Origin of the sequence: Agrobacterium sp. V1, from assembly GCF_030518355.1 — a bacterium.
Classification (GTDB): Bacteria; Pseudomonadota; Alphaproteobacteria; order Rhizobiales; family Rhizobiaceae; genus Agrobacterium; species Agrobacterium cucumeris.
In genome coordinates this window covers 1,392,455-1,415,332 of the sequence record NZ_JAULSF010000001.1, presented here as the reverse complement: position 1 = coordinate 1,415,332, position 22,878 = coordinate 1,392,455, and the positions used below count along the sequence as shown (strand labels likewise).

Annotated in this window: 19 protein-coding genes; 17 read left to right on the top strand and 2 right to left on the bottom strand. The window is 59.5% G+C overall.

The window, feature by feature from the left end:
* Positions 1-106 precede the first annotated feature (106 nt).
* From popZ to exoR, 5 genes are all read left to right on the top strand, one after another.
* Entirely contained in the window at positions 107-1,066 is a 960-nt protein-coding gene (popZ, locus tag QSV77_RS06845; protein WP_302732920.1) for a cell division protein PopZ, read from the top strand.
* Positions 1,067-1,287: 221 nt separating this feature from the next.
* Positions 1,288-4,131, top strand: coding sequence for a valine--tRNA ligase (locus QSV77_RS06840; RefSeq protein ID WP_302732919.1), 2,844 nt, complete (start codon positions 1,288-1,290; stop codon positions 4,129-4,131).
* 454 nt (positions 4,132-4,585) lie between these two features.
* The gene (locus QSV77_RS06835; RefSeq protein WP_269699708.1) at positions 4,586-5,875 is read left to right on the top strand and encodes an OmpP1/FadL family transporter; all 1,290 of its coding nucleotides are present in this window, start codon (positions 4,586-4,588) and stop codon (positions 5,873-5,875) included.
* 259 nt (positions 5,876-6,134) lie between these two features.
* Positions 6,135-6,446, top strand: coding sequence for a hypothetical protein (locus tag QSV77_RS06830; RefSeq protein ID WP_271361347.1), 312 nt, complete (start codon positions 6,135-6,137; stop codon positions 6,444-6,446).
* Positions 6,440-7,234: an exopolysaccharide production regulator ExoR gene (exoR, locus tag QSV77_RS06825; RefSeq protein ID WP_046798325.1), complete on the top strand. Its 795-nt coding sequence runs from the start codon at positions 6,440-6,442 to the stop codon at positions 7,232-7,234. The genes QSV77_RS06830 and exoR overlap by 7 nt, the downstream gene beginning before the upstream one ends.
* A gap of 44 nt (positions 7,235-7,278) precedes the next feature.
* On the opposite strand, the gene xth is transcribed toward exoR, so the two are convergent.
* On the bottom strand, positions 7,279-8,076 hold the full coding sequence (xth, locus tag QSV77_RS06820) for an exodeoxyribonuclease III (RefSeq protein ID WP_142840020.1): 798 nt from the start codon (positions 8,074-8,076) through the stop codon (positions 7,279-7,281).
* 97 nt (positions 8,077-8,173) lie between these two features.
* Entirely contained in the window at positions 8,174-8,506 is a 333-nt protein-coding gene (gene erpA / locus QSV77_RS06815; protein WP_046798327.1) for an iron-sulfur cluster insertion protein ErpA, read from the bottom strand.
* Positions 8,507-8,732: 226 nt separating this feature from the next.
* On the opposite strand from erpA, the gene QSV77_RS06810 reads away from it, so the two are divergent.
* The 12 genes from QSV77_RS06810 to QSV77_RS06755 all read left to right on the top strand — a co-directional run bounded on the left by QSV77_RS06810 (position 8,733) and on the right by QSV77_RS06755 (position 22,662).
* The gene (locus tag QSV77_RS06810) at positions 8,733-9,950 is read left to right on the top strand and encodes a deoxyguanosinetriphosphate triphosphohydrolase (RefSeq protein WP_302732918.1); all 1,218 of its coding nucleotides are present in this window, start codon (positions 8,733-8,735) and stop codon (positions 9,948-9,950) included.
* A gap of 75 nt (positions 9,951-10,025) precedes the next feature.
* A complete protein-coding gene (gene argS, locus QSV77_RS06805) occupies positions 10,026-11,783 on the top strand; it encodes an arginine--tRNA ligase (RefSeq protein ID WP_142840018.1) in 1,758 nt (585 codons plus the stop codon).
* A gap of 66 nt (positions 11,784-11,849) precedes the next feature.
* A complete protein-coding gene (locus QSV77_RS06800; RefSeq protein ID WP_302732917.1) occupies positions 11,850-14,876 on the top strand; it encodes an SPOR domain-containing protein in 3,027 nt (1,008 codons plus the stop codon).
* Between the two features lie 242 nt (positions 14,877-15,118).
* A complete protein-coding gene (gene nagZ, locus QSV77_RS06795; RefSeq protein WP_302732916.1) occupies positions 15,119-16,135 on the top strand; it encodes a beta-N-acetylhexosaminidase in 1,017 nt (338 codons plus the stop codon).
* 58 nt (positions 16,136-16,193) lie between these two features.
* Positions 16,194-17,042: a ScpA family protein gene (locus QSV77_RS06790; RefSeq protein ID WP_142840015.1), complete on the top strand. Its 849-nt coding sequence runs from the start codon at positions 16,194-16,196 to the stop codon at positions 17,040-17,042.
* Entirely contained in the window at positions 17,032-17,766 is a 735-nt protein-coding gene (gene scpB, locus QSV77_RS06785; RefSeq protein WP_302732915.1) for an SMC-Scp complex subunit ScpB, read from the top strand. The genes QSV77_RS06790 and scpB overlap by 11 nt, the downstream gene beginning before the upstream one ends.
* Before the next feature lie 130 nt (positions 17,767-17,896).
* Positions 17,897-18,103 (top strand): twin-arginine translocase TatA/TatE family subunit, encoded by a 207-nt coding sequence (locus QSV77_RS06780; protein ID WP_046798332.1) that lies wholly within the window; start codon positions 17,897-17,899, stop codon positions 18,101-18,103.
* Between the two features lie 53 nt (positions 18,104-18,156).
* Positions 18,157-18,888 (top strand): Sec-independent protein translocase protein TatB, encoded by a 732-nt coding sequence (tatB, locus tag QSV77_RS06775; protein ID WP_302732914.1) that lies wholly within the window; start codon positions 18,157-18,159, stop codon positions 18,886-18,888.
* Positions 18,885-19,688: a twin-arginine translocase subunit TatC gene (gene tatC, locus QSV77_RS06770; RefSeq protein ID WP_142840012.1), complete on the top strand. Its 804-nt coding sequence runs from the start codon at positions 18,885-18,887 to the stop codon at positions 19,686-19,688. Before tatB ends, tatC begins: the two co-directional genes overlap by 4 nt.
* Before the next feature lie 96 nt (positions 19,689-19,784).
* Positions 19,785-21,068, top strand: coding sequence for a serine--tRNA ligase (serS, locus tag QSV77_RS06765; RefSeq protein WP_302732913.1), 1,284 nt, complete (start codon positions 19,785-19,787; stop codon positions 21,066-21,068).
* A gap of 173 nt (positions 21,069-21,241) precedes the next feature.
* Complete coding sequence (gene surE / locus QSV77_RS06760; RefSeq protein ID WP_302732912.1) at positions 21,242-22,012, top strand: 5'/3'-nucleotidase SurE; 771 nt, start codon at positions 21,242-21,244, stop codon at positions 22,010-22,012.
* Positions 22,009-22,662: a protein-L-isoaspartate(D-aspartate) O-methyltransferase gene (locus tag QSV77_RS06755; RefSeq protein ID WP_162936635.1), complete on the top strand. Its 654-nt coding sequence runs from the start codon at positions 22,009-22,011 to the stop codon at positions 22,660-22,662. The genes surE and QSV77_RS06755 overlap by 4 nt, the downstream gene beginning before the upstream one ends.
* Positions 22,663-22,878 lie beyond the last annotated feature (216 nt).

Here is a 22,878-nt window from a genome sequence, read left to right as displayed (position 1 = left end):
TCGGCTGTCACGGACGCGATGTAAGAATTGAACAGGTGCGAAGCGCCATGTCCGGTATCCAGAGGGATACGGCCTGCGCGCTCAAGAGTGGAAACCGGGGATTGATATGGCTCAGCCAAGCGTAGCGCGTGAACCGTCCATGGAAGAGATTCTGGCGTCGATACGCCGGATCATCGAGAGCAACGAGCCGGGACCTGCCGGTGCGTTTTCCGGACAGTTGCCGCCGGTCTATGACGATGAAGACGATGCCGCCGGTGAAGCGGCCTTCGTGACGGAGCCCGTCAGCCCGCCGGCCCGCGTTCCTCCCGCCGCAAACCAGGCCTACGGTGCGCGGCCTGCGCAGGATTATTCGCCGGCTTCCGAAAGGCCGATGCCGGAACAGCCGGAAATCTCTGCCGAGAAGACCATGTCGCTGGCCGACGTTGCAGCCCGTGTTCGCGCCGCCGCCGACCGTAACGCCGCGATGGGGCCACAGGCATTTGCAGCGCAGGCGCAGCGTGGCGCTACAGAGCCCGCACCGGCTGCGCCCGCCGCATCTTCCCCGAGCGTAATACCGGCTGAACGTCCGGCGCCGCAGCGTCCGACGGATGTGCGGCCGCTGATGGCGGCAACCGCTGCTGCTGCCAGCGAACAGCCCGTGCCTTTCGCTACCGAGGATCGCGCCGCCGCCGCTGCCATCGAAAATGCGCCTTTTGCCGAGAACCCTTTTGAGCAACTTGCGTTGCGTGGCGCGATCGAGACGCCGCTCCCCAAGGAGCATTTTGAAATCGAAGTGCACCAGCCGGCCGTCGAGATGCCGAAATTCGATCTGGCCGAGCCCGAGGTGGAAGCTGAGAGCGCTTTGTCGCTCAATCTCATTTCCGCTGCCGCCGGTGCCCAGATCGCCCGTTCCTTCAGCGAACTTGCTGATGTGTTCGATGGCGTCGAGCGCCGCTCGATCGAGGATCTGGCTGCCGAGATGCTGCGCCCGATGTTGCAGGACTGGCTGGAAGACAATCTGCCGACTTTGGTGGAGCGTCTCGTGCGCGAGGAAATCGAGCGCGTCGCACGCGGTTCGCGCCGTTAAGTTCTCTGCGGTCGCCTGTCGCAAATGCGCCGGGCCATGACGAAACAGGGGCCGCTCCGGCATCGGGGCGGCTTTTTTGTTGAAGATGAAGGCGTTATCGGGGCATAGTCATATGCAGGGTCGCCCAATCGGCGGCTTAAGCGGGTCGGTTTCTGTTGACTCTCGACCATCCATCCTTATTTAAAAAATCCACACAAGAACTCTAAAATTCAGGTCAGGAAATGCTCGAGAAGACCTACGATTCCGCAGCCGTCGAACCGAAGATCGCCAAAGCATGGGACGAGGCGAATGCTTTCCGTGCCGGCGCCAACGCCAAGCCGGGCGCGGAAACCTTCACCATCGTCATCCCGCCGCCGAATGTGACGGGCTCCCTGCATATGGGCCATGCGCTCAACAACACGCTGCAGGACATATTGGTCCGCTTCGAGCGCATGCGCGGCAAGGATGTGCTGTGGCAGCCGGGCATGGACCATGCCGGCATTGCCACCCAGATGGTTGTGGAGCGCAAGCTGATGGAACAGCAGCTTCCGGGCCGCCGCGACATGGGCCGTGAGGCCTTCGTGGAGAAGGTCTGGGAATGGAAGGCCGAATCCGGTGGCTTGATCTTCAACCAGCTGAAACGCCTCGGCGCATCCTGTGACTGGTCGCGCGAGCGCTTCACCATGGACGAGGGTCTCTCCGAGGCTGTCCTCGAAGTCTTCGTCACGCTCTACAAGCAGAACCTGATCTACAAGGACAAGCGTCTCGTCAACTGGGACCCCAAGCTGCAGACCGCGATTTCCGACATGGAAGTCGAGCAGATCGAGATGAAGGGCAATCTCTGGCACTTCCGGTATCCGCTGGAAAAGGGCGTGACCTATCAATATCCGGTCGCTTTCGACGAGGAGGGCAAGCCCACCGAGTTCGAAACCCGCGACTACATCGTCGTCGCCACGACCCGTCCGGAAACGATGCTCGGTGATACCGGTGTTGCGGTTAACCCGGAGGACGAGCGTTACAAGGGCATTGTCGGCAAGCATGTCATCCTGCCGATCGTCGGCCGCAAGATCCCGATCGTTGCCGATGACTATGCCGATCCGACGGCCGGTACCGGCGCAGTCAAGATCACGCCCGCGCATGATTTCAACGACTTCGAAGTCGGCAAGCGCTGCGGCCTGCGCGCCATCAACGTCATGAATATCGATGGCACCATCTCCATCAAGGAGAATGAGGATTTCCTCGAGGGCCTTAGCCATCCGGCCGCCCTGCATGGCGCATGGGATCGTCTGGAAGGACAGGACCGCTTCTTTGCGCGCAAGGTCATCGTCGAAATCTTCGAGGAAGCCGGTCTGCTCGACAAGATCGAGCCGCACAAGCACGTCGTGCCGCATGGCGACCGTGGCGGCGTACCGATTGAGCCGCGTCTGACCGATCAATGGTGGGTGGACAACAAGACGCTGGCCCAGCCGGCGATTGCCTCGGTTCGCGAAGGCCGCACCAATTTCGTGCCGAAGAACTGGGAAAACACCTATTTCCAGTGGATGGAGAACATCCAGCCCTGGTGTATCTCGCGGCAATTGTGGTGGGGACACCAGATTCCCGCATGGTACGGCCCGGATGGGCAGGTCTTCGTCGAAAAGACCGAGGAAGAGGCGCTGCAGGCGGCCATCCAGCATTACATCGCCCATGAAGGCCCATGGAAGGCCTGGGTCGAGGAGAAGCTTGAGAACTTCAAGCCGGGCGAAATCCTGACGCGCGACGAAGATGTGCTCGACACATGGTTCTCGTCGGCGCTCTGGCCGTTTTCGACGCTGGGCTGGCCGGAAGAGACGCCGGAACTGGCGCGTTATTACCCGACCAACGTGCTCGTCACCGGCTTTGACATCATCCCGTTCTGGGTGGTGCGCATGATGCAGATGGGCCTGCATTTCATGAAGGACGATGCCGGCAACCCGGTCGAGCCGTTCAGCACGGTCTATATTCACGCGCTGGTTCGCGACAAGAACGGCCAGAAGATGTCGAAGTCCAAGGGCAACGTCATCGATCCCCTGGAACTGATCGACGAATATGGTGCGGATGCGCTGCGCTTCACGCTCGCCATCATGGCGGCGCAGGGCCGCGACGTTAAGCTCGATCCCGCGCGTATCGCCGGTTATCGCAACTTCGGCACCAAGCTATGGAACGCCACGCGTTTTGCCGAGATGAACGGCGTGAAGCGCGATCCGCACTTCCTGCCAGAAACCGCCTCGCTGACGATCAACCGCTGGATCCTGACCGAGCTTGCCAATACGGCGCGCGACGTGACGGCCTCGCTTGAGAATTTCCGTTTCAACGATGCTTCCGGCATTCTCTACCGTTTCGTCTGGAACCAGTTCTGCGACTGGTATCTGGAACTGCTGAAGCCGGTCTTCGGTGGTGAAGACGAAAATGCGAAGACGGAATCGCAGGCCTGTGCGGCCTATGTTCTGGATGAGATCTACAAGCTGCTGCATCCCTTCATGCCGTTCATGACGGAAGAGCTGTGGGCGCATACGGCCGGCGAGGGCGAGGAGCGCGATGATCTGCTCTGCCTCACCGACTGGCCGGTGCCGGAATTCCGCGACGACGCTTCGGCTGCGGAAATCAACTGGCTGATCGATCTCGTATCGGGCATCCGCTCGACACGCGCCGAGATGAATGTGCCGCCGGGTGCGACTGCCTCGCTGGTGGTCGTCGGCGCCAACACCTCCACCGAAGCGCGGCTTGATCGCCACGCCGCCGCCATCCGGCGCTTAGCGCGGGCCGATGAAATCCGCGGTGGTGATGTTGCGCCGAAGGGCTCGGCCCAGATCATCATCGGTGAAGCCACGGTCTGCCTGCCGCTCGGCAACCTTGTCGATCTCTCAGCTGAGAAGGCCCGTCTTGAAAAGGCGATCGGCAAGGTAGATGCGGAAATGGAACGTATCGACAAGAAGCTCTCGAACGAAAAATTCGTGGCCAATGCCGATCCGGAGGTTGTGGCCACTGAACGCGAACGCAAGGCGGAACTCGAGGTGCAGCTGACAAGCCTGAAGACCGCCATGCAGCGGGTGAACGAGGCGGGATAACCCGCCCTTGCCGTTCCAACAGCAAAACGCCCCGTTAATGCGGGGCGTTTTTTTGCCTTTTGTCAGGTTTCATTTCTTTTCATTGCTGCGTTGCAGCGGCGAATCATTTCCGGGAAACAGTGCGATTATTTCATCGCGAAATTCGTCCGGTTCATCCGGAAAAGCGGAAAAAAACCAATAAAAACGGTCTGATAAGCGGGTTTCTTCGGGAAAATGCGACTGTGGTTATTTGGCGACATTTCCTGTTGGATTTGGCAATTTGTTTCGTTTTTCGTCAGTTTTTCCGAACGGATTAGAAAAATAGCCTAAAATGATTATATAAGAGGGCAGACATAAAATTCTTACGTAAAAAAATCGCCGCATTTGTGCGACAGCCGGAAACTGCGGCAGATTGTCATTTACCCTTTGGCGTTTCACTCTATCCTCGATCACATTGCCTTGATTGGGGAGAGAGATGGCAAAAACTGCAATTTTTCGCGGCGCGGTATGTTTCGTAGCCAGCATCGCGGCGGTCACGCCTTCACTGGCCGGCGGCCTGGAGCGCGGCGGTTACAATATCGACCTGCTGTTCGATCCGTCCGATTACGTTCTCGATAGTTCGGCCACATTCGTTGCGCCGCAGCGCAAGGTCGAGAATGCACGGGACAATCCGCTGAAGAGCGGTCCCTTGCCTGCCTCGTGGTCTACTAGCGCGGACGACTCGGAGAACTTCTGGTCTACCCGTATCGGCGCCAAAGCGGCGATCGGCGATTTCGGCGACTGCATGTTCGATTATTCGCAGCCCTGGGGCGCGCATCTCAATCCCGGCATCTGGCAGGGATCGAGCTACAATATCGAAACCAAGGTCAAGTCGCACAATTATGCCACCACCTGCCGCGTGAAGTTCGATCTTGGCAAGGGTGACTTCTCGATCATCGGCGGTGGATTCTATCAGGAAATCAGCGGTTATAAATACCGTCAAGTGCTTGGACCGGCCGTTCTCGGCTTGAATCCCGCATGGTCCAGCTTCAGCGGTGTCGGCAAACTGGAGATGGAAGGTGATGGCTGGGGCTGGCGTGCTGGCGTGGCCTATGAAATTCCTGAAATCGCTTTCCGCACAAGCCTTGTTTACAACAGCTCTGTTGATCACGACCTGACTGGCTTTGCCGATGTGAGATCGATCCCGCAGACACCGCCGTCCATATCCCCAACGTTGGCGAAGTATGGCGGCAAGCTCGTGCCGGTCTATGGGTCTATTTCTATGCCCGACAGTATCGAGCTCAAATTCCAATCAGGCATTGCACCTGACTGGCTTGCCTTTGGTTCGGTAAAATGGACTGATTGGAGTCAGATTCAGGTCATTCCTTTCTGCGCTGCTGGCACATCGCCGTGTGTTCCGAGCGGGACAGATACGTTGAACACGCTTGACCTGTATTATCGCGATGGCTGGACTATCTCTGGCGGCGTTGGCCATAAGTTTAACGAGCAATGGAGCGGCGCTGTCAGCGTGACTTGGGATCGCGGGACGTCCACGATTATCGGCACGCAGACCGACACCTGGACTCTCGGCACGCAGATCGTTTATTCGCCTAACAAGAATATCGAATTCAAGATTGCCGGTGCTCTTGGCCTTTTGACCTCGGGAAGCTCCTCGATCAACGGCGGACCCTGCGGGGCAGGCTTCACGTGCGGCAACGAGGCTGGCTATGACTTCGGCAACGATCTCGTGGCTGCCATTTCGACGGGCGTGAAGGTCAAGTTCTGACGCCACACTTCCATTGATGCTAAAATAAAGGTCCGGTTTACCAACCGGGCCTTTTTTCATGCCCGACTATGATTCCTTCTCGATAAAATCTTCCAGGCCGAAAGTTTTGTGACGATTTGGCAACACTTTTCTGCAAGCGTGGATCCGCGTTGGAATGTGAGCATATCTGTCCATTTCCCGCCACAAACAGAGTGCTTGGCTTATGTTTATGGACGCGGGAATGAAAGAACATGCGGGCGTTTGATGTGGATCTCTGGAATTGCAGAAAGTGAAAACGGGTTTGGATTCAGGGTTTAAGCAAGTAATACGGGAATTTGGTCCGGCTTTCTTGTTTGGCGCTGACCGGCAGATGGTGAAACGCCGTTATATTGCCGGAAATTATGCCTATATCTGTTTCACTGAAAATTTGGAGCAATTACCGCAAGAGACCACCGGCGGTGCGCTGGGAAGTGCTGCCGGAAAGACGCAGTGTGTTCGAAAAATCGCGACCCGGCGGGGTTCGGCTTTGCAGTATTCCGCAAGTATTGGCTATATGCCGGGAAGAGTTATGAGAAGTTCGCCGAAATGCTGAAATGTGAAGCCAACGTTTTAAAGCCGCTTCTTATGGGCATGTTGCTTGCGTCGCTCGCAATGCCTGCCGCGGCTTTTGACATCAATGCGGGCGTGACCAAGGAATCCGGCCCCTTCGACCTGTTCAAGTTCGGCTTCAAGGCCTACAAGAACGGCAACAAGGGCGAAGCCGTTGAGGCCTATCGCTACGCGGCTGAAAAGGGCCACACCGGTTCGCGCTGGGCGCTTGCCAATATGTATGCCTTTGGCGATGGCGTCGCCAAGAACGACTTCGAAGCTTTCAAGATTTACAGCGAAATCGCCAGCCAGGGCGTTGAGCCGGGTTCCGAAGATACCGGCTTTTTTGTCAACGCGCTTCTTTCCCTTGCTGATTATTACCGGCACGGTATTCCCGGCAGCCCGGTGAAAATGGACCTTTCACAGGCCCGCCAGCTTTATTTCCAGGTGGCTTCCACCTTCGGTGTGGCTGAAGCGCAGTTCCGGCTGGCGGAAATGATCCTGGCCGGCGAGGGCGGCCGGGCGGATGTGCAGCAGGCCAAGAAGTGGCTCAATCAGGCGCGCAAGCACGGCCATGCCGGCGCCATGTCGATCTTCGGCAACCTGATCTTCCAGGAAGGCCAGACGGCGCAGGGGCTGGCTTTCATGACGGCGGCGCTGGATAAATGCACTGCGATAGACTGTACGTGGATCCAGAACCTGCAGGAGCAGGCTTTTTCGCTGGCTGGCGAAAATGATCGACGCGCGGCCATTGCGATGGCGCAGAACATGCAGATCGACGATTCCAATTGAGATGATACCAGTCGAGGCGATTTCGCCCGTCTGACGCGAGCCGGTCAGCCGACCGGCTGGAAATCGAAATAACCGCAGACCGGAACGTGGTCGGACGGTTTTTCCCAAGCCCGCACATGTTTTTCGATGTTGACGGATTGCAGTCTGTCGGCCGCCTCCGCCGAGAGCATCAGGTGATCGATGCGGATGCCGTTATTTTTCGGCCATGCACCGGCCTGATAATCCCAGAAGGAATATAGTCCTGCCTCATCGGTGGTTGCGCGGGCGGCATCGGTAAAGCCCAGATGTTCCAGCTTGCGGAATGCAACGCGTGTTTGCGGCAGGAACAAAGCATCGCCTTCCCACACGCGTGGGTCGTGGCAATCAAAGGGCTCGGGAATGACGTTGTAATCGCCGGCCAGAATGAGCGGTTCCTCAAGCGCAAGGCGATCTTCGGCAAAGCGCCGCAGCCGTTCCATCCAGGCGAGCTTGTAGGGATATTTGACCGGATCGTCAGGCGGATTGCCGTTTGGCAGGTAAAGCGAGCAGACGCGGATCGCACCGCCATCGACAGAAAACACGCCTTCGATGAAACGTGCCTGTTCATCGGCGTCATCGCCCGGCAGGCCGCGATTGATCTCGTCCGGTTTCATCTTCGACAGCAGGGCGACGCCGTTGAAACCCTTCTGGCCGTGGGTCTCGACGTGATAACCGAGCGCTTCCAGCTCAAGACGGGGAAAGCCCTCGTCAACCGACTTTATTTCCTGAAGGCAGACGATATCAGGCGATGAATCCTTCAGCCACTGGCAGAGGTTTTCTATACGCGCCTTGACGCCATTGATGTTCCAGGTGGCAATCTTCATCGGAGTTTCCCTTTTGTGGGGGTACTTTTACCCGATGCAAAAGCGATTGCCACCGTTTTTGGAACGCGGTGGTGAGGATGTGGTGGATAGAATGGTGTCAGATCGAGAAGCTCGTCCCACAGCCGCAGCTTGCGACCGCATTGGGGTTCTTGATCTGGAAGGACTGGCCAAGCAGATTATCGACGAAGTCGATTTCGGAGCCGGCCATGTAGATGACCGACATGCTGTCGATCAGCACCTTGGCGTCGCCGCGGGCAATCACGATGTCGTCATCGGCGGGGTCTTCCGCGAGATCGAACTTGTAGGAGAAGCCCGAGCAGCCGCCGCCTTCCACCGAAACGCGCAATGCGTGCTTGCCCGCATCGGCTGCGACGATCTGGGCGATTCGCTTTGCTGCGGCTTCCGAAAGGGTAATGTCGCTGTTTTCCATGTCGTTCCTCCTGCCGGGGTCAAGAACCGGAGAGCAATAATCTCGTTGTCACTATTATAAACCGGTCAAATTAACGGTCTATAGCCTGTGTGAAGGCGGTCTGCGCGGCGATGATGCTTTGCGCCGACCTCTGCGATAGGTATGAAGGGTGAATGAAAAGGTCAATGGCCGAGGCGAAAAGGACGTCATTGCCTAGGTCATGGCGGCGAAGATAACAGGTGGATGCATGATCATAGACCAGCGCGCATTGGGTTTCGGAAGCGGCGAGAGGGCGGTTTTCGCCTCGGATCCATGGACCACGCGCGGGCGTCTTTTTCCCGAAGAGGGTAGCCTGACGCGTTCCGAATTCCAGCGTGACCGGGACCGCATCGTCCATACCACAGCCTTTCGCCGCCTGAAGCACAAGACGCAGGTGTTCATCAGCCCGGACGGAGACCATTACCGCACCCGCCTTACCCATACGATCGAGGTGGCACAGATCGCCCGGGCGCTCGCCCGCGCGCTGAAACTCGACGAGGATCTGGCGGAAGGCGTGGCGCTGGTGCATGATTTCGGCCACACGCCCTTCGGCCATACCGGCGAGGATGCGCTGGACGCGGTGCTGTTGCCCTATGGTGGTTTCGACCACAATGCCCAGTCGCTGCGCATCGTCACCAAGCTGGAGCGCCGTTACGCCGAATATGACGGCATCAACCTGACATGGGAAACGCTCGAAGGGCTGGTGAAGCACAATGGCCCGCTGGTGAATGCAAGCGGCGAGGGGGTCAAGGGGCCGGTTCCGCTGCCCATCCTCGAATATTGCGAACTGCAGGATCTGGAGATTGGCAGCTATGCCAGCCTTGAGGCGCAGATGGCGGCGATTGCCGACGACATCGCCTATAATACCCATGATATAGATGACGGCCTGCGCGCCGGCTATCTCACTTTCGAGATGCTGGAGGAGGTGCCGTTCCTGAGCGAGCTGATGGCCGAGGTACGTGGCAAATATCCCGTGCTGGACAAGGAGCGTTTTGCCAACGAGATCATGCGCCGGCAGATCACCCACATGGTGGAAGATGTGATCGGCGTGGCGCAGCAGAATCTTGCCCGCCTGAAACCGCAGAGTGCGGCGGATATCCGCGCCGCCGATTTCACTGTCGCGACATTTTCGCCCGAGATGGCCGAGACCGACCGGCAGATCAAGAAGCTGCTGTTCGGTCATATCTACCGTCATCCGGAGATCATGCGCATCCGGGCTGGCGCTACGCAGATCGTCACCGACCTTTTCCACCGTTATATGGAAACGCCGGCGGAGATGCAGAGCCACTACTGGGTGGACAGCATTTCCGGCATGAGCGAGGCGGCGAAAGCCCGGCATGTGGGCGATTATCTGGCCGGCATGACCGACAGTTATGCACTGCGCGCTCACCAGCGGCTGTTTGACCACACCCCCGATTTGCGATAGGGCAGCGGGCGATCGCGAAGCCGACCCGGTTATGACGGCCGGACTAAACAGAAGCCCTTCGCGCAGGTTGGAACGATGAACATTTTTGCCGATTTCGATACCAGGATCAAAAACGCGCTCGAAACTCTCGATCTCGTGAAAGAGAACCGCGAAAAGGTCGATTTCAGTCGAATTACCGTCGAATCCCCGCGTGATCTGAGCCATGGCGACGTTGCAACCAATGCGGCGATGGTGCTGGCGAAGCCGCTCGGCACCAATCCGCGCGCGCTCGCCGAACTCATCGTGCCCGCCCTTCAAGCGGATGGCGATGTCGACAGCGTCAATGTTGCCGGTCCCGGCTTCATCAATCTCAAGGTCTCCGTCGGTTACTGGCAGCGTCTGCTTGCCGACATGATCGGCCAGGGTATCGATTTCGGCCGTTCGACGATGGGTGCCGGCCAGAAGATCAATGTCGAATATGTCTCCGCCAATCCTACCGGCCCGATGCATGTCGGCCATTGCCGTGGTGCTGTTGTCGGCGACACGCTGGCGAACCTGCTCGCATTTGCAGGTTATGGCGTCACCAAGGAATATTACATCAACGATGCCGGCTCGCAGATCGACGTGCTGGCGCGTTCAGTCTTCCTGCGTTACCGCGAAGCGCTGGGTGAGGATATCGGCGCCATTCCGTCGGGCTTCTATCCCGGCGATTACCTAGTTCCCGTTGGCCAGGCGCTGGCGGACGAATATGGCATCAAGCTGCGGGCCATGCCCGAGGAAAAGTGGATGCCGATCGTGAAGGACAAGGCAATCGCTGCGATGATGGCGATGATCCGCGAAGATCTGGAGACGCTGAACGTCAAGCACGACGTGTTCTTCTCGGAGCGCACGCTGCATGAGGGCAATGGCGGACCGATCCTCTCGGCCATCAACGACCTGACGTTCAAGGGCCACGTCTACAAGGGCACGCTGCCGCCGCCGAAGGGCGAATTGCCTGACGACTGGGAAGATCGCGAGCAGACGCTGTTCCGTTCCACCGAAGTGGGCGATGACATGGACCGTGCGCTGATGAAATCGGACGGTTCCTACACCTATTTCGCCGCCGACGTTGCCTATTTCAAGAACAAGTTCGATCGCGGTTTCTCCGAGATGATCTATGTGCTCGGTGCTGACCATGGCGGTTACGTGAAGCGGCTGGAAGCGGTTGCGCGCGCCGTCTCCGAGGGCAAGTCGAAGCTGACGGTGCTTCTGTGCCAGCTCGTCAAACTGTTCCGTGATGGTGAGCCGGTGAAGATGTCGAAACGCTCCGGCGACTTCGTCACGCTGCGCGATGTTGTCGACGAAGTGGGTCGCGATCCCGTGCGATTCATGATGCTCTATCGGAAGAATTCCGAGCCGCTGGACTTCGATTTTGCGAAAGTGACCGAACAATCGAAGGATAATCCGGTCTTTTACGTGCAATATGCGCATGCCCGCTCACAGTCGATCTTCCGGCAGGCGCAGGAAGCGTTTCCGGGGCTTGCTCCCTCTGCGGAAGAGATGGCGGCATCTGTTGCTTTGATCAGCGATATCAATGAGTTGCAGCTGGTTGCAAAGCTTGCCGAATATCCGCGGCTGATTGAATCCGCGGCCCTTTCGCATGAGCCGCACCGGCTTGCTTTTTACCTCTATGATCTCGCCAGTTCCTTCCATGGACACTGGAACAAGGGCAAAGACCAACCGGAATTACGTTTTATTAACGATAAAAACCGAGAATTGAGCATTGCCAGACTTGGGCTGGTGAATGCTGTCGCGAATGTTTTGAAGTCTGGCCTTACGCTTTTGGGAGCGGACGCACCTGACGAAATGCGATAACATATCACCATTATTTGCTCACAATACGCTGGCAAGAGCTGCAATGCGTAGATGGTGGAACACGTAATGGTCGAAAAAAATGTCGCGTATAACCGGGACGCCCGGTCCGAAGGGTTCGCTGACAACGATCCTCTGGCAGAACTGGCGCGTATCGTCGGCTTCGAAGATCGTCCTTCGCATGCGGGTTCCGAGGCTCAGCCATCGGTGACCCGTCGCGAACCCGAATTTAACCTCGAAGATGAGCTTCTGAGGGAATTCGAGGTTTACGATGCGCCGCACGCCGATCCGGTCGTTCTTGATCCGGCGAACGATGTTCGTGCGGGCATCCACCCCAACGACTTTATGCAGCGTGTCGAATCGGTTTTCGCCCGCCGCGAGCCAGAGCTTGCACCCGCACCTGCACCCGAGGTGAGGGAAGAGCCGCTTCCCGAGGTCGATCAGGCCTATATCCATAATTACGTGGAAACATCCGCTCGGCAGGATATCCGCGCGGATTTCCGTGACGATGCCGGCGCTGTCGCTGAAGTTTTCGATGTGCATTCCCGCCAGCCACGCGCCGCCGAGCCGGTGGTTTACCAGCCGCCCGCCCAGCAGGTCGCATGGGAAGAGCCGCAGGTCGTTGAAACGGCAGAGCCCGAATGGCACGCCATGCCGGAGCTTCCGGCCGATGTTTCGAGCAATGTTGCTTTTGCCGGTCAGGCCTATGCGCCGGAACCGCAGGCTTTCGATCTTGCCGATGAGGTAGAGATCGCGGTTGCCGAGGAAGCGCCTGCGCCGGTTTCCGTGCGTCCGCCCTCGCATGGCGGTCGTTCTTCACTCGAATTCTCCAGCCTGCGCCTGCCGCTTGCCAATTTTGGTGCGCGCCGCGATGTTTCCGCTGTCGATCCGAGAAGGGTCGAGCCGCGCTCCGAGCAGCCGCCTGTCGTGGCCCGGATGGAGCCACAGATCGAGCCTACGCCGGCACCTGCCGTCATTCAGGCGGAAGAGACAGCACCTGCCTTTGCGCCTTCGGTTGCGGAAAGCTTCACGCCTGCTGAACAGCCTGTGACGCCTCCGGTTGCTCAGAGGCCGGTCGCGACCAATCTGTCGCCGATGGACGAGCTGATCTACGACGTTGCGAAATATTCCATTCCCGGTCGTGGCGAAGAGCCCGTCGTACAGTCCGCGCCTGTCGTTCAGGCTGCAAAAATCGAGCCGCCGGTGGTTGCCGCAACGCCAGTTGCCGCGGCGCCTGAGCGGGTGACGCCGGTCGCCCCTGCCGTATCGCAGGCTCCGCTTCAGGAGCCGGATTTCACGGATTTTGCCGGTTTCAACGATGATGATTTCGAGCTGGCGCTCGATGATCTCGATCTTGATCTCGACCTGTCGGAAATTGCCGAAGCGGAGGTCGCTCCTGCGCCCGCGCCGCAACCCGTTCGCCAGCAGCCGGTCGCTCCGGTGGTGGCTGCCGCGCCGCAGTCGGTGAGGGAACAGCCTGTTCCGCAACCACGCACCGCAACCATTGCCGCCCCCATCGTGGCAGCAGCTGCACCCGTCCAGCCGCGTCCGGCCGTCGCTGCGCCGCAGCCGACAGCACCGCAGACGCTGGAAAGCCTGCCTTTCGATCCTTCGCAGATCGGTGAAACGGAAGAACACCCGGAAACCATCATCGAGATGGATGTTCCGGAACTGCCGGTCGGGGTTTTCGAACCCAAGCCCGCGCCGCGCCGTCACGAAGAAGATCTCGATATCGACACCGAGCTTGCGACGCTGTTTGCGCCTGCCGTTGCCGGCGGTCTCGACCGCCATAAACATGCGGAAAACCGCGCTGCTGCCCCTCAGGCGCGTGCCGCGCAGGCTCCGGATGACGCCGATGAATTCGAGCGGGCCCTGGAAGAGGACTTCCGCCGCTCCATGCAGGAGGCTGCGGCTTCCCGTGGCAATGCGTCGCGCGATGCCGAGAATACCTATGTCGATCATCAAGCGGCCTATCGCGATGAAGATGAACGCGGCGGTCGCCGCTGGATCATGCCGGTGGCGGCTGCCATCGGTCTGGTGCTTGTCGGTGGCGGCGTCTACGCGCTGATATCTGGCGGTTCCTCCAGCACCGGCTCCAATGGCGCGCCGGTCATCATCTCCGCCGATAACGACCCGATGAAGGTCGTGCCGGAAAATCCGGGTGGCCGTGTCGTGCCCAATCAGGACAAGGCGGTTTATGATCGCGTTGCCGGTGGCAGCGCTGCCGATCCGAAGCAGCCGGCGCTGATTTCCAGCAACGAACAGCCGGTGGATGTGGTTCAGCGTACGCTGATCCCGGAACAATTGCCGCTGGAAGGCGAAAACGACGGGGATATGGAAGCGACCGGCACGCCGGTTGGCGAGACCGAAGATCCGCGCCTGCTTTCGCCGGAAGAAAAGGCCGCTCAGAACGAAGGTTCTGGCGCGACCGGTGTTTCGCCGCGCAAGGTTCGCACCATGATCGTCAAGCCTGACGGTACGCTGGTCGCCCAGGAAGTGGACGCACCGGCAGCCCAGCCGCCGAAGGCGGACAAGGTTGCCGAGCTTGCCGCACCGCAGACCGCCAAGCCGGGTGAGGGTGCTCCTGCCGTCATCGCCGCTTCGCGGGTTCCGGTGGCGCCTGAGCAGGCTGCAAAGCCGCAGGCCAACACGCCTGCTGCCGCTTCCACGCCGGCTGCGCAGTCTGCAGCACCGCTTCCTTCGGCGCGCCCGTCTGCCCAGCCCGCCAATGTGGTGGCAACCGTGACCAATCAGGGTAATGTTCGCCCGACAACGGCCGCTCCGGCTCAGCCGCAGGCCACGCAGCAGCAGACGGCTGCCGCAACACCTGCTGCAACCAGCACGCCTTCTGCCGGTGGTTATTACATCCAGATCGCTTCGCTGCCGAGCCAGGCGGAGGCCCAGAAGTCCTACCAGAACATGTCGGCCAAGTTCGGCTCGGTCATCGGTGGACGCGGCGTCGACATCAAGGCGGCTGAAATTGCCGGCAAGGGCACCTTCTACCGCGTCCGCATCCCGGCTGGTGACAAGAACGAAGCCGTGGCGCTGTGCGAGAAGTTCCGCTCGGCCGGTGGCAGCTGCCTGGTGGCACGGTGATAGCGGCCGATCTGGCTTCGTAACGATTGGGGCTGCCGAGTGGGGCAGCCCTTGGCATATTCGGACCTTCCGACAAACTCTACGTCATCCTCGGGCTTGACCCGAGGATCCACGGCCGCCGAAATGGATCCTCGGGTCAAACCCGAGGATGACGCGGAGAAATTGACCGGACCTCTCCGCAGTCTCGATGGCTAAAGGCCATTCTTCCCTTACCCCTTTTGTTCTCAGACAGGCGTGACACCATGACCGATTGCAAAGCTATGATCCTCGGATGCAGCGGGCTTGCGCTGACCGCCGACGAGATCGCCCTTTACCGCGACCAGCAGCCCTGGGGTTTCATCCTGTTCGGCCGCAATATCGGTGAGCCACAGCAGATCACCGGTCTCGTCGCATCCATGCGTGATGCCGTCGGGAGGCCAGACGCGCCGGTGCTGATCGATCAGGAAGGTGGGCGGGTTCAGCGCATCAAGCCGCCGATCCTGCAAGCCTATCCAAATGCCCGCATTCTTGGCGAAATCTACGAGCGTGACCGCGAGGAAGGCCTGCGCGCCGCCTGGCTGATGTCGCGCCTGCATGCCTTTGACCTGATGAAATTCGGTATCAATGTCGATTGCCTGCCGGTGCTCGATGTGCCGGTGGAAGGAGCCAGCAATGTCATCGGCAACCGCGCCTATGGCTATTCGCCGACCATGGTGGCGCAGATGGGCCAGGCGGCTGCCGATGGCCTGAAGGCGGGCGGCATGTTGCCCGTCATGAAACATATGCCGGGTCACGGTCGCGGCATGGTCGATTCGCACCATGAGCTGCCTGTTGTCGATGTGCCGCTTGATGAGCTGGACGCCCATGATTTCGTGCCGTTCCGCGCGCTTAACCGCGAATTGATGGCGATGAGCGCACATCTGGTGTTCAACGCCGTTGACCGCGAACGACCGGCGACCACCTCGGCAAAGGTGATCGAGGAGATCATTCGCGGCCGCATCGGTTTTGACGGGCTGTTGATGTCAGACGACAGTTCCATGAATGCGCTGAAGGGCACACTTGGCGAGCGGGCTGCGAATATTGTTGCGGGTGGTTGCGATATAGTCTTGCATTGCAACGGCGTGATGGGTGAAATGCTTGAGGTTGTGAAGGAAGTTCCCGTTCTTTCCGGCCGTTCGCTGGAGCGGGTGCGGGCCGTGGAGGCGGGTTTCCCCGCTGCTGACGCCTCCGACGAAGCCGAACTGAGAACTGAATTCAACGCCATGTGGGCCGTTTCCTGACGATCGGGCGGCGGTCGCCCACTCGGGATCACAGGCCGGATGCCCGGCGGATGGAACAATGGCCGCAGACAAGTCTCGCAATTCAACGCCGATGGACAAGCTCTGGCAGGATGTGACGCCGGAGCGGTTGACGGGCGAGGCCGGGCTGGTCATCGATGTCGCGGGTTTCGAAGGCCCGCTCGATCTTCTCCTGCATCTTGCCCGCACGCAGAAGGTCGATCTGTCGCGCATTTCGGTGCTGGCGCTTGCCGAGCAATATCTGCAATTCGTGGAAAGCGCGCGCCGCGTGCGTATTGAGCTGGCCGCCGATTATCTTGTCATGGCGGCTTGGCTTGCCTTCCTGAAATCCAAACTGCTTATCCCGCAGCAATCGAAGGATGACGGCCCTTCGGGTGAGGAAATGGCCGCGACGCTGGCCTTCCGGCTGAAACGCCTGGAAGCGATGCGCGAGGCGGCCGAAAGGCTCGTCAACCGCGCCCAGCTTGGCCGCGATGTTTTTGCCCGGGGTGCACCGGAGCATATTCCGCATATCAACCGTTCGGCTTACGAGGCGAACCTCTACGATCTCCTGAGCGCCTACGCCAATCTGCGGCAGAGGCAGGCCATAACCCAGGTCACCATCGAAAAGCGGCAGGTGTGGTCGCTGGTGGAAGCGCGGGAGCTTCTCAACAGTCTCCTCGGTGATGTCGGTGAATGGACGGTGCTCGATCAATATCTGCTGCAATATGTGCCGGATCCCGCCATGCGGGTGACGGCCATCGCCAGCGCCTTTGCCGCCTCGCTGGAGCTGGTGCGCGAGGGATCGCTGCAAATCCGGCAGGAGGGGGCTTTTCAGCCCATCTATATGCGCCGTGGCACAAGGGACGAGCGTGCAGCCCAAGCCGGGGAGACCGATAATGACAAATGATGATGAGACCGGCGAGGCGATGATCGTGACAGACGGGATGGCCCCCGAATCCACTGTTTTTTCCGAACGTCAGCTGAAGGAGGCCGAGCGGATCACCGAAGCGCTGGTTTTCGCCTCGGCCGAGCCGGTTTCCATCGGTTTCATCGCCGAGCGTCTGCCGCGCGGCATGGATGTCGTCGCCATCCTGCACCAGCTGAAGGCCGCCTATGGCGACCGTGGTGTCAATCTCGTGCAGGTGGGCGGGCAATGGGCGTTCCGCACGGCCGGCGACCTTTCCTTCGTCATCCGCACGGAGGAGAAGGAGCCAAAGAAGCTGTCGCGCGCAGCGCTGGAGGTTTTGGCGATTATCGCGTATCATCAGCCGGTGACACGCGCCGAAATCGAGGAAATCCGCGGCGTGCAGACCTCACGCGGTACGCTCGACGTGCTGATGGAGGCGGGCTGGGTGCGTTTCCGCGGCCGCAGGCGCACGCCGGGCAGGCCTGTGACGATCGGCACGACGGTGGAGTTTCTCGATCATTTCGGCCTTGAGGAATTACGGGATCTGCCGGGTCTTGAGGAACTGAAGGGGGCGGGGCTGCTTTCGGGCCGCATTCCCTCCAATTTCGGCGTGCCTCTGCCGATGATGAGCGACGAGTTGCGCGAGGATGAAGACCCGATCACGCAGCTCGATCTGGAGGAACTGGGCCTGCTTGCGCCGGGTGGGGGCGATGGTGACGATTGATATCGTCATGAGCCTGCGTGATACACGCGAAAAGTTTATGGGCACGGCCCGTCCCAGCGACGATTTGTCGTTTGAAAAAGCCTTTCAAACGTCTTACATCGTCTGAAAGCGAAATTCAGGAGTTGCAGTTATGGGTTCTTTTAGTGTGTGGCATTGGCTCATCGTGCTGGTGATCGTTCTCGTCCTTTTCGGACGTGGCAAGATCCCGGAATTGATGGGTGATGTCGCGAAGGGCATCAAGAGCTTCAAGAAGGGCATGGCTGACGAAGACCAGACGCCGCCGCCGGCAGATGCCAATGCGAAGACTGTCGACCACAAGGCTGACGAGATCAAGTAAGCGGCTCGTGTCGTTTGGTTTGAGACCGGCGCTAGGGTCTCGGGAGCGTATTGATGTTTGATATCGGCTGGAGCGAGCTTCTGGTGATTGCGGTCGTGCTGATCGTGGTCGTCGGACCGAAAGACTTGCCGCCCATGATCCGCGCCTTCGGCAAGACGATGGCCGGCCTTCGCAAGATGGCCGGGGATTTCCGCACGCAGTTCGATGAGGCCCTGAAAGAGGCCGATATGGACGATGTGCGCCAGACGATTTCCGATGTCCGCAATCTCAACCCGACAAATTCGCTGCGTGATGCGATGAACCCGCTGCGCCAGCTCGGCAATGAGATCAAATCCGACCTGCAGAAGGCAACGGCAGCACCCGATGGGCTGTCCTCCACTGCCGCACCCGCGACGAGCGAGCCGGTTGCCCCGCTCGTGAGCACGCCGGAGCCGGAAATGAAGCTGCCGGATACGCCGCCCGTCGTCGCCGCAGCAGCACCGGTTGCTGCCACTGCGGCAGAAAAGCCGAAGCGCGCCCGTGCGAAATCCGTTGCGACCGTCGAAGCCGAAGCGGTTGCCGCCAAGCCGAAGCGCGCCGCCCGCACCAAGGTGGCCGCAACGCCGGACGCTGTCGCTTCCGCGACAACGGGCGAGCCCGCCGTTTCGAAGACACCCGTGAAGGCAGTTGTCAAAAAGGCGGCCGTCAAGAAGACCGCGGCTGACACGACGACGGCCGTGGCTGAGGCCAAACCGGCCAGAGCGGCAAAAACAAAGGCTGTGAAGCCGAAAAAGGATGAAGCATGAGCGGGGATACCGAAGATAAGCCACAGCCGCTTATCGAGCACCTCATGGAGTTGCGCACCCGGCTGATCTGGTCGCTCGGTGCATTCTTCATCGCCTTCATTGCCTGTTTTGCGGTTGCCAAGCACCTCTTCAACCTGCTTGTCATTCCCTATAAATGGGCAGTGCTCTGGGCGGGTCTCGATGTGACGAAATCGTCGCTGATCTATACCGCGCCGCAGGAATTCTTCTTCACACAGATCAAGGTCGCGATGTTCGGCGCGATGGTCATCTCCTTTCCGGTGATCGCCTCGCAGCTCTACAAGTTCGTCGCGCCCGGTCTCTACAAGAACGAGCGCGCCGCCTTCCTGCCGTTCCTTATTGCATCGCCGATCCTTTTCCTCATCGGTGCAGCGCTCGTCTATTTCTTCTTCACGCCCATGGTCATGTGGTTCTTCCTCGCCATGCAGCAATTGCCAGAGGATGGCGAGGTGGCGATTTCGCTGATGCCGAAGGTGTCGGAATATCTCAGCCTCATCATGACGCTGGTGCTGTCCTTCGGTCTGGTGTTCCAGCTGCCGGTCGTCACCACGCTTTTGGCGCGCGTCGGCATTCTGACCAGCGACTGGCTGCGCGAGAAGCGCAAGTTCGCCATCGTCATGGCCTTCGTGGTCGCCGCCGTCCTGACGCCGCCCGATCCCATGTCCCAGATCGGTCTTGCGCTGCCTGCGATCATTCTCTACGAGATTTCCATCTACATGGCTCGACTCGTGGAGAGGAAACGTGCGGCGGAATCCAAAAGCACGGAGCTGGAAGAGACCTGAGCCTTTGCCAAGGTTTCCCCCGCTCACAAATCTCTTCGCGCCGGGCCTTTGCCCGGCGTTTTGCTGAGGGCAATGCAACAACGGTCTGGAACGACGATGTACGACATTAAATGGATACGCGAAAACCCCGAAGCCTTCGATGCGGCTCTTGCCCGCCGAGGTACTGAGCCTGCTGCCAGCGGCCTGATCGCCCTTGATGAAAAGCGCCGTTCCGTCATCCAGTCCCTGCAGGACATGCAGTCCCGCCGCAATGCCGCCTCCAAGGAAATCGGCGCCGCCATGGCGCAGAAGAACATGGAGCTTGCGGAAAAACTTAAAACCGAAGTCGCCGACATCAAGGAAAACATGCCGCGCGCCGAGGAGGAGGACCGTCAGGTCACTGCCGAGCTGAACGACGCTTTGTCGCGCCTGCCGAACATTCCCTTCGACGATGTGCCCGACGGCAAGGACGAGCACGACAATGTGGTCACCCGCGTTGTCGGCCAGAAGCCCGGCTGGAACCATGCAGCCAAGGAACACTTCGAGATCGGCGAAGCGCTCGGCTACATGGATTTCGAGCGTGCCGCCAAGCTGTCGGGTTCGCGTTTTACCGTCCTGACCAGCCAGCTGGCGCGGCTGGAGCGGGCGCTCGGCCAGTTCATGATCGACCTGCACACGACGGAACACGGTTACACGGAAGTTTCCTCGCCGCTGATGGTGCGTGACGAGGCGATGTTCGGCACCGGGCAATTGCCGAAATTTGCCGAGGACCTGTTTAAGACCACCGATGGCCGCTGGCTGATCCCGACGGCGGAAGTGACGCTGACCAACCTCGTGTCCGGCGAAATTCTCGAGCAGGAAAAACTGCCGCTGCGTTTCACCGCGCTCACACCGTCCTTCCGCTCGGAAGCGGGTTCGGCTGGCCGCGATACGCGCGGCATGCTGCGCCAGCACCAGTTCTGGAAATGCGAACTCGTCTCCATCACCGATGCGGAAAGCGCTGTTGCCGAGCATGAGCGCATGACAGCCTGCGCCGAAGAAGTGCTGAAGCGTCTCGGCCTGCATTTCCGCACCATGACGCTCTGCACCGGCGACATGGGTTTTGGCGCACGCAAGACCTACGATCTGGAAGTGTGGCTGCCAGGCCAGGACACCTATCGCGAAATTTCGTCCTGCTCGGTCTGCGGCGATTTCCAGGGCCGGCGCATGAATGCGCGTTATCGCGGCAAGGACGACAAGGCGACGAAGTTCGTGCATACGCTGAACGGTTCCGGCACGGCCGTCGGCCGCTGCCTGATCGCGGTTCTCGAAAATTATCTGAACGAAGACGGTTCCGTCACAATTCCAGACGTGCTGCTGCCCTATATGGGCGGTCTGAAGCGCATCGAGAAGGCGGCTTGAGAATTACACTACCGTCGTGCCGGACTTGATCCGGCATCCAGTCAGCCCAAGTCCTTGGGCTGAAAAGAGTGCTTCCCGCCGCGCAGACGCGCGTCGGCTGGATGCCGGATCAGGTCCGGTATGACGGAGAAGAGGATGCTTCGTCCCCTGCGACATGAAAGCGGAGAGAACACATGCGGATTTTGCTGACGAATGATGACGGTATCCACGCTGAGGGTCTGGCCGTGCTGGAGCGTATCGCCCGCACGCTGTCCGACGATGTCTGGATCGTCGCGCCCGAGACCGATCAGAGCGGCCTTGCTCATTCGCTGACGCTTTCCGAACCGCTGCGCCTGCGAAAAGTTTCCGACAAGCATTATGCGCTGCGCGGCACACCGACCGATTGCGTCATCATGGGCATTCGCGAAGTTCTGCCTGAGAAGCCCGACCTTGTGCTGTCAGGCGTTAATGCCGGCGCCAACATGGCCGATGACGTGACCTATTCCGGCACCATTGCCGGCGCCATCGAGGGCACGCTGCAGGGCGTGCGTTCCTTCGCGCTCAGCCAGGCTTTCAGCCATGCCGACGGCCGTGTCGTGCCGTGGGAAGTCGCCGAAACCTATGCGCCGGATCTTCTGAGCAAGCTGATGAATGTCGATCTGCCTGATGGCACCTTCCTCAATCTCAATTTCCCCAATTGTGCGCCCAAGGATGTGCAGGGCGTTTCCGTGACCGGGCAGGGCAAGCTCGATTTCGGCCTGACGGTGGAAGAACGACAGGACGGCCGCGGTTTCCCCTATTACTGGCTGCGCTTCGGCGAACGCCTCGGTACCTTCCGCGAAGGCACCGATATCCATGCCCTGAAGCACGGCAAGATTTCGGTCACTCCGCTTAAGCTTGACCTGACGGACTACACGGTGAAGGATCGGGTTGCGCAAGCACTTGGATTCGGAGTCGCCGATTGAAATCCGCAATGGTCGAAAAGGAAGGTTTTGCCGCTCTCGTTCTCCGCTTAAGGGGCGAGGGGATTTCCGACCTTGATCTTTTGACGGCGGTCGAGCAGACGCCCCGTTCCAAATTCGTGCCGCCGCAATTTGCGGCCGATGCCTATTCCAGCCGCACGATCCCCATCGACTGCGGCGCCTTCATGGAAGGCGCCGACATGGCGGTGAAGATCCTTGCCCGCCTGCAATTGAAACCCGGCCAGCGCGTGCTGGAAATCGGCACCGGCAGCGGTTTCATGACGGCGATCATTGCCCGCCGGGTCGAGCGGGTGTTTTCGCTGGAGCGTTACAAGACGCTGGTGCAGCAGGCGCAGAACTGTCTCGATGATCTTTCCATCCGCAATGTCGTCATCCGCCAGGCGGATGGCAGCAACGGGCTTGTGGGCGAAGGCACCTTCGACCGGATTGTTTCCACCGCCGCCTTCACCACCATGCCGCGCTTCTTTGCCGAACAGATCGTTTCGGGCGGAATGATGATCGCGCCGATCATCATTGAGGGTGATCGCTGCGTGATGACCCGCTTCTCCAAGACCGGCAGCCGCTTCGAAAAGGAAGAGCTGTTTGAGGCGCCTTATCTGCCACTCAGCACCCATATTGCCCGGCATTTGTGACGAAATGAAAATTTTGAAGGCAATTCATTTTTGTCTTCTAATGTTCTGAATTGTCGCAACTATCTGATTTTCAATATCATTATTGTCCCAACATGACGCATCCGGTTTTCGTCATGGTTATCGAAGTGTCAAAAAAGCGCCAAACGGCTTAACGTTTTAACGGCGTGGTAACACTAACGCGCTTTAATCATAAACATCGACGCATGGTTTTCCCCA

Excerpts from the sequence above, each read along its gene's own strand:
- QSV77_RS06780 (WP_046798332.1), top strand. The coding sequence starts at position 17,897 with ATGGGTTCTTTTAGTGTGTGGCATTGGCTCATCGTGCTGGTGATCGTT.
- popZ (WP_302732920.1), top strand. The coding sequence starts at position 107 with ATGGCTCAGCCAAGCGTAGCGCGTGAACCGTCCATGGAAGAGATTCTG.
- nagZ (WP_302732916.1), top strand. The coding sequence starts at position 15,119 with ATGACCGATTGCAAAGCTATGATCCTCGGATGCAGCGGGCTTGCGCTG.
- tatC (WP_142840012.1), top strand. The coding sequence starts at position 18,885 with ATGAGCGGGGATACCGAAGATAAGCCACAGCCGCTTATCGAGCACCTC.
- QSV77_RS06800 (WP_302732917.1), top strand. The coding sequence starts at position 11,850 with ATGGTCGAAAAAAATGTCGCGTATAACCGGGACGCCCGGTCCGAAGGG.
- exoR (WP_046798325.1), top strand. The coding sequence starts at position 6,440 with ATGCTGAAATGTGAAGCCAACGTTTTAAAGCCGCTTCTTATGGGCATG.
- QSV77_RS06810 (WP_302732918.1), top strand. The coding sequence starts at position 8,733 with ATGATCATAGACCAGCGCGCATTGGGTTTCGGAAGCGGCGAGAGGGCG.
- scpB (WP_302732915.1), top strand. The coding sequence starts at position 17,032 with ATGACAAATGATGATGAGACCGGCGAGGCGATGATCGTGACAGACGGG.
- QSV77_RS06835 (WP_269699708.1), top strand. The coding sequence starts at position 4,586 with ATGGCAAAAACTGCAATTTTTCGCGGCGCGGTATGTTTCGTAGCCAGC.
- QSV77_RS06840 (WP_302732919.1), top strand. The coding sequence starts at position 1,288 with ATGCTCGAGAAGACCTACGATTCCGCAGCCGTCGAACCGAAGATCGCC.
- argS (WP_142840018.1), top strand. The coding sequence starts at position 10,026 with ATGAACATTTTTGCCGATTTCGATACCAGGATCAAAAACGCGCTCGAA.
- QSV77_RS06790 (WP_142840015.1), top strand. The coding sequence starts at position 16,194 with ATGGCCGCAGACAAGTCTCGCAATTCAACGCCGATGGACAAGCTCTGG.
- erpA (WP_046798327.1), bottom strand. The coding sequence starts at position 8,506 with ATGGAAAACAGCGACATTACCCTTTCGGAAGCCGCAGCAAAGCGAATC.
- tatB (WP_302732914.1), top strand. The coding sequence starts at position 18,157 with ATGTTTGATATCGGCTGGAGCGAGCTTCTGGTGATTGCGGTCGTGCTG.
- xth (WP_142840020.1), bottom strand. The coding sequence starts at position 8,076 with ATGAAGATTGCCACCTGGAACATCAATGGCGTCAAGGCGCGTATAGAA.
- serS (WP_302732913.1), top strand. The coding sequence starts at position 19,785 with ATGTACGACATTAAATGGATACGCGAAAACCCCGAAGCCTTCGATGCG.
- surE (WP_302732912.1), top strand. The coding sequence starts at position 21,242 with ATGCGGATTTTGCTGACGAATGATGACGGTATCCACGCTGAGGGTCTG.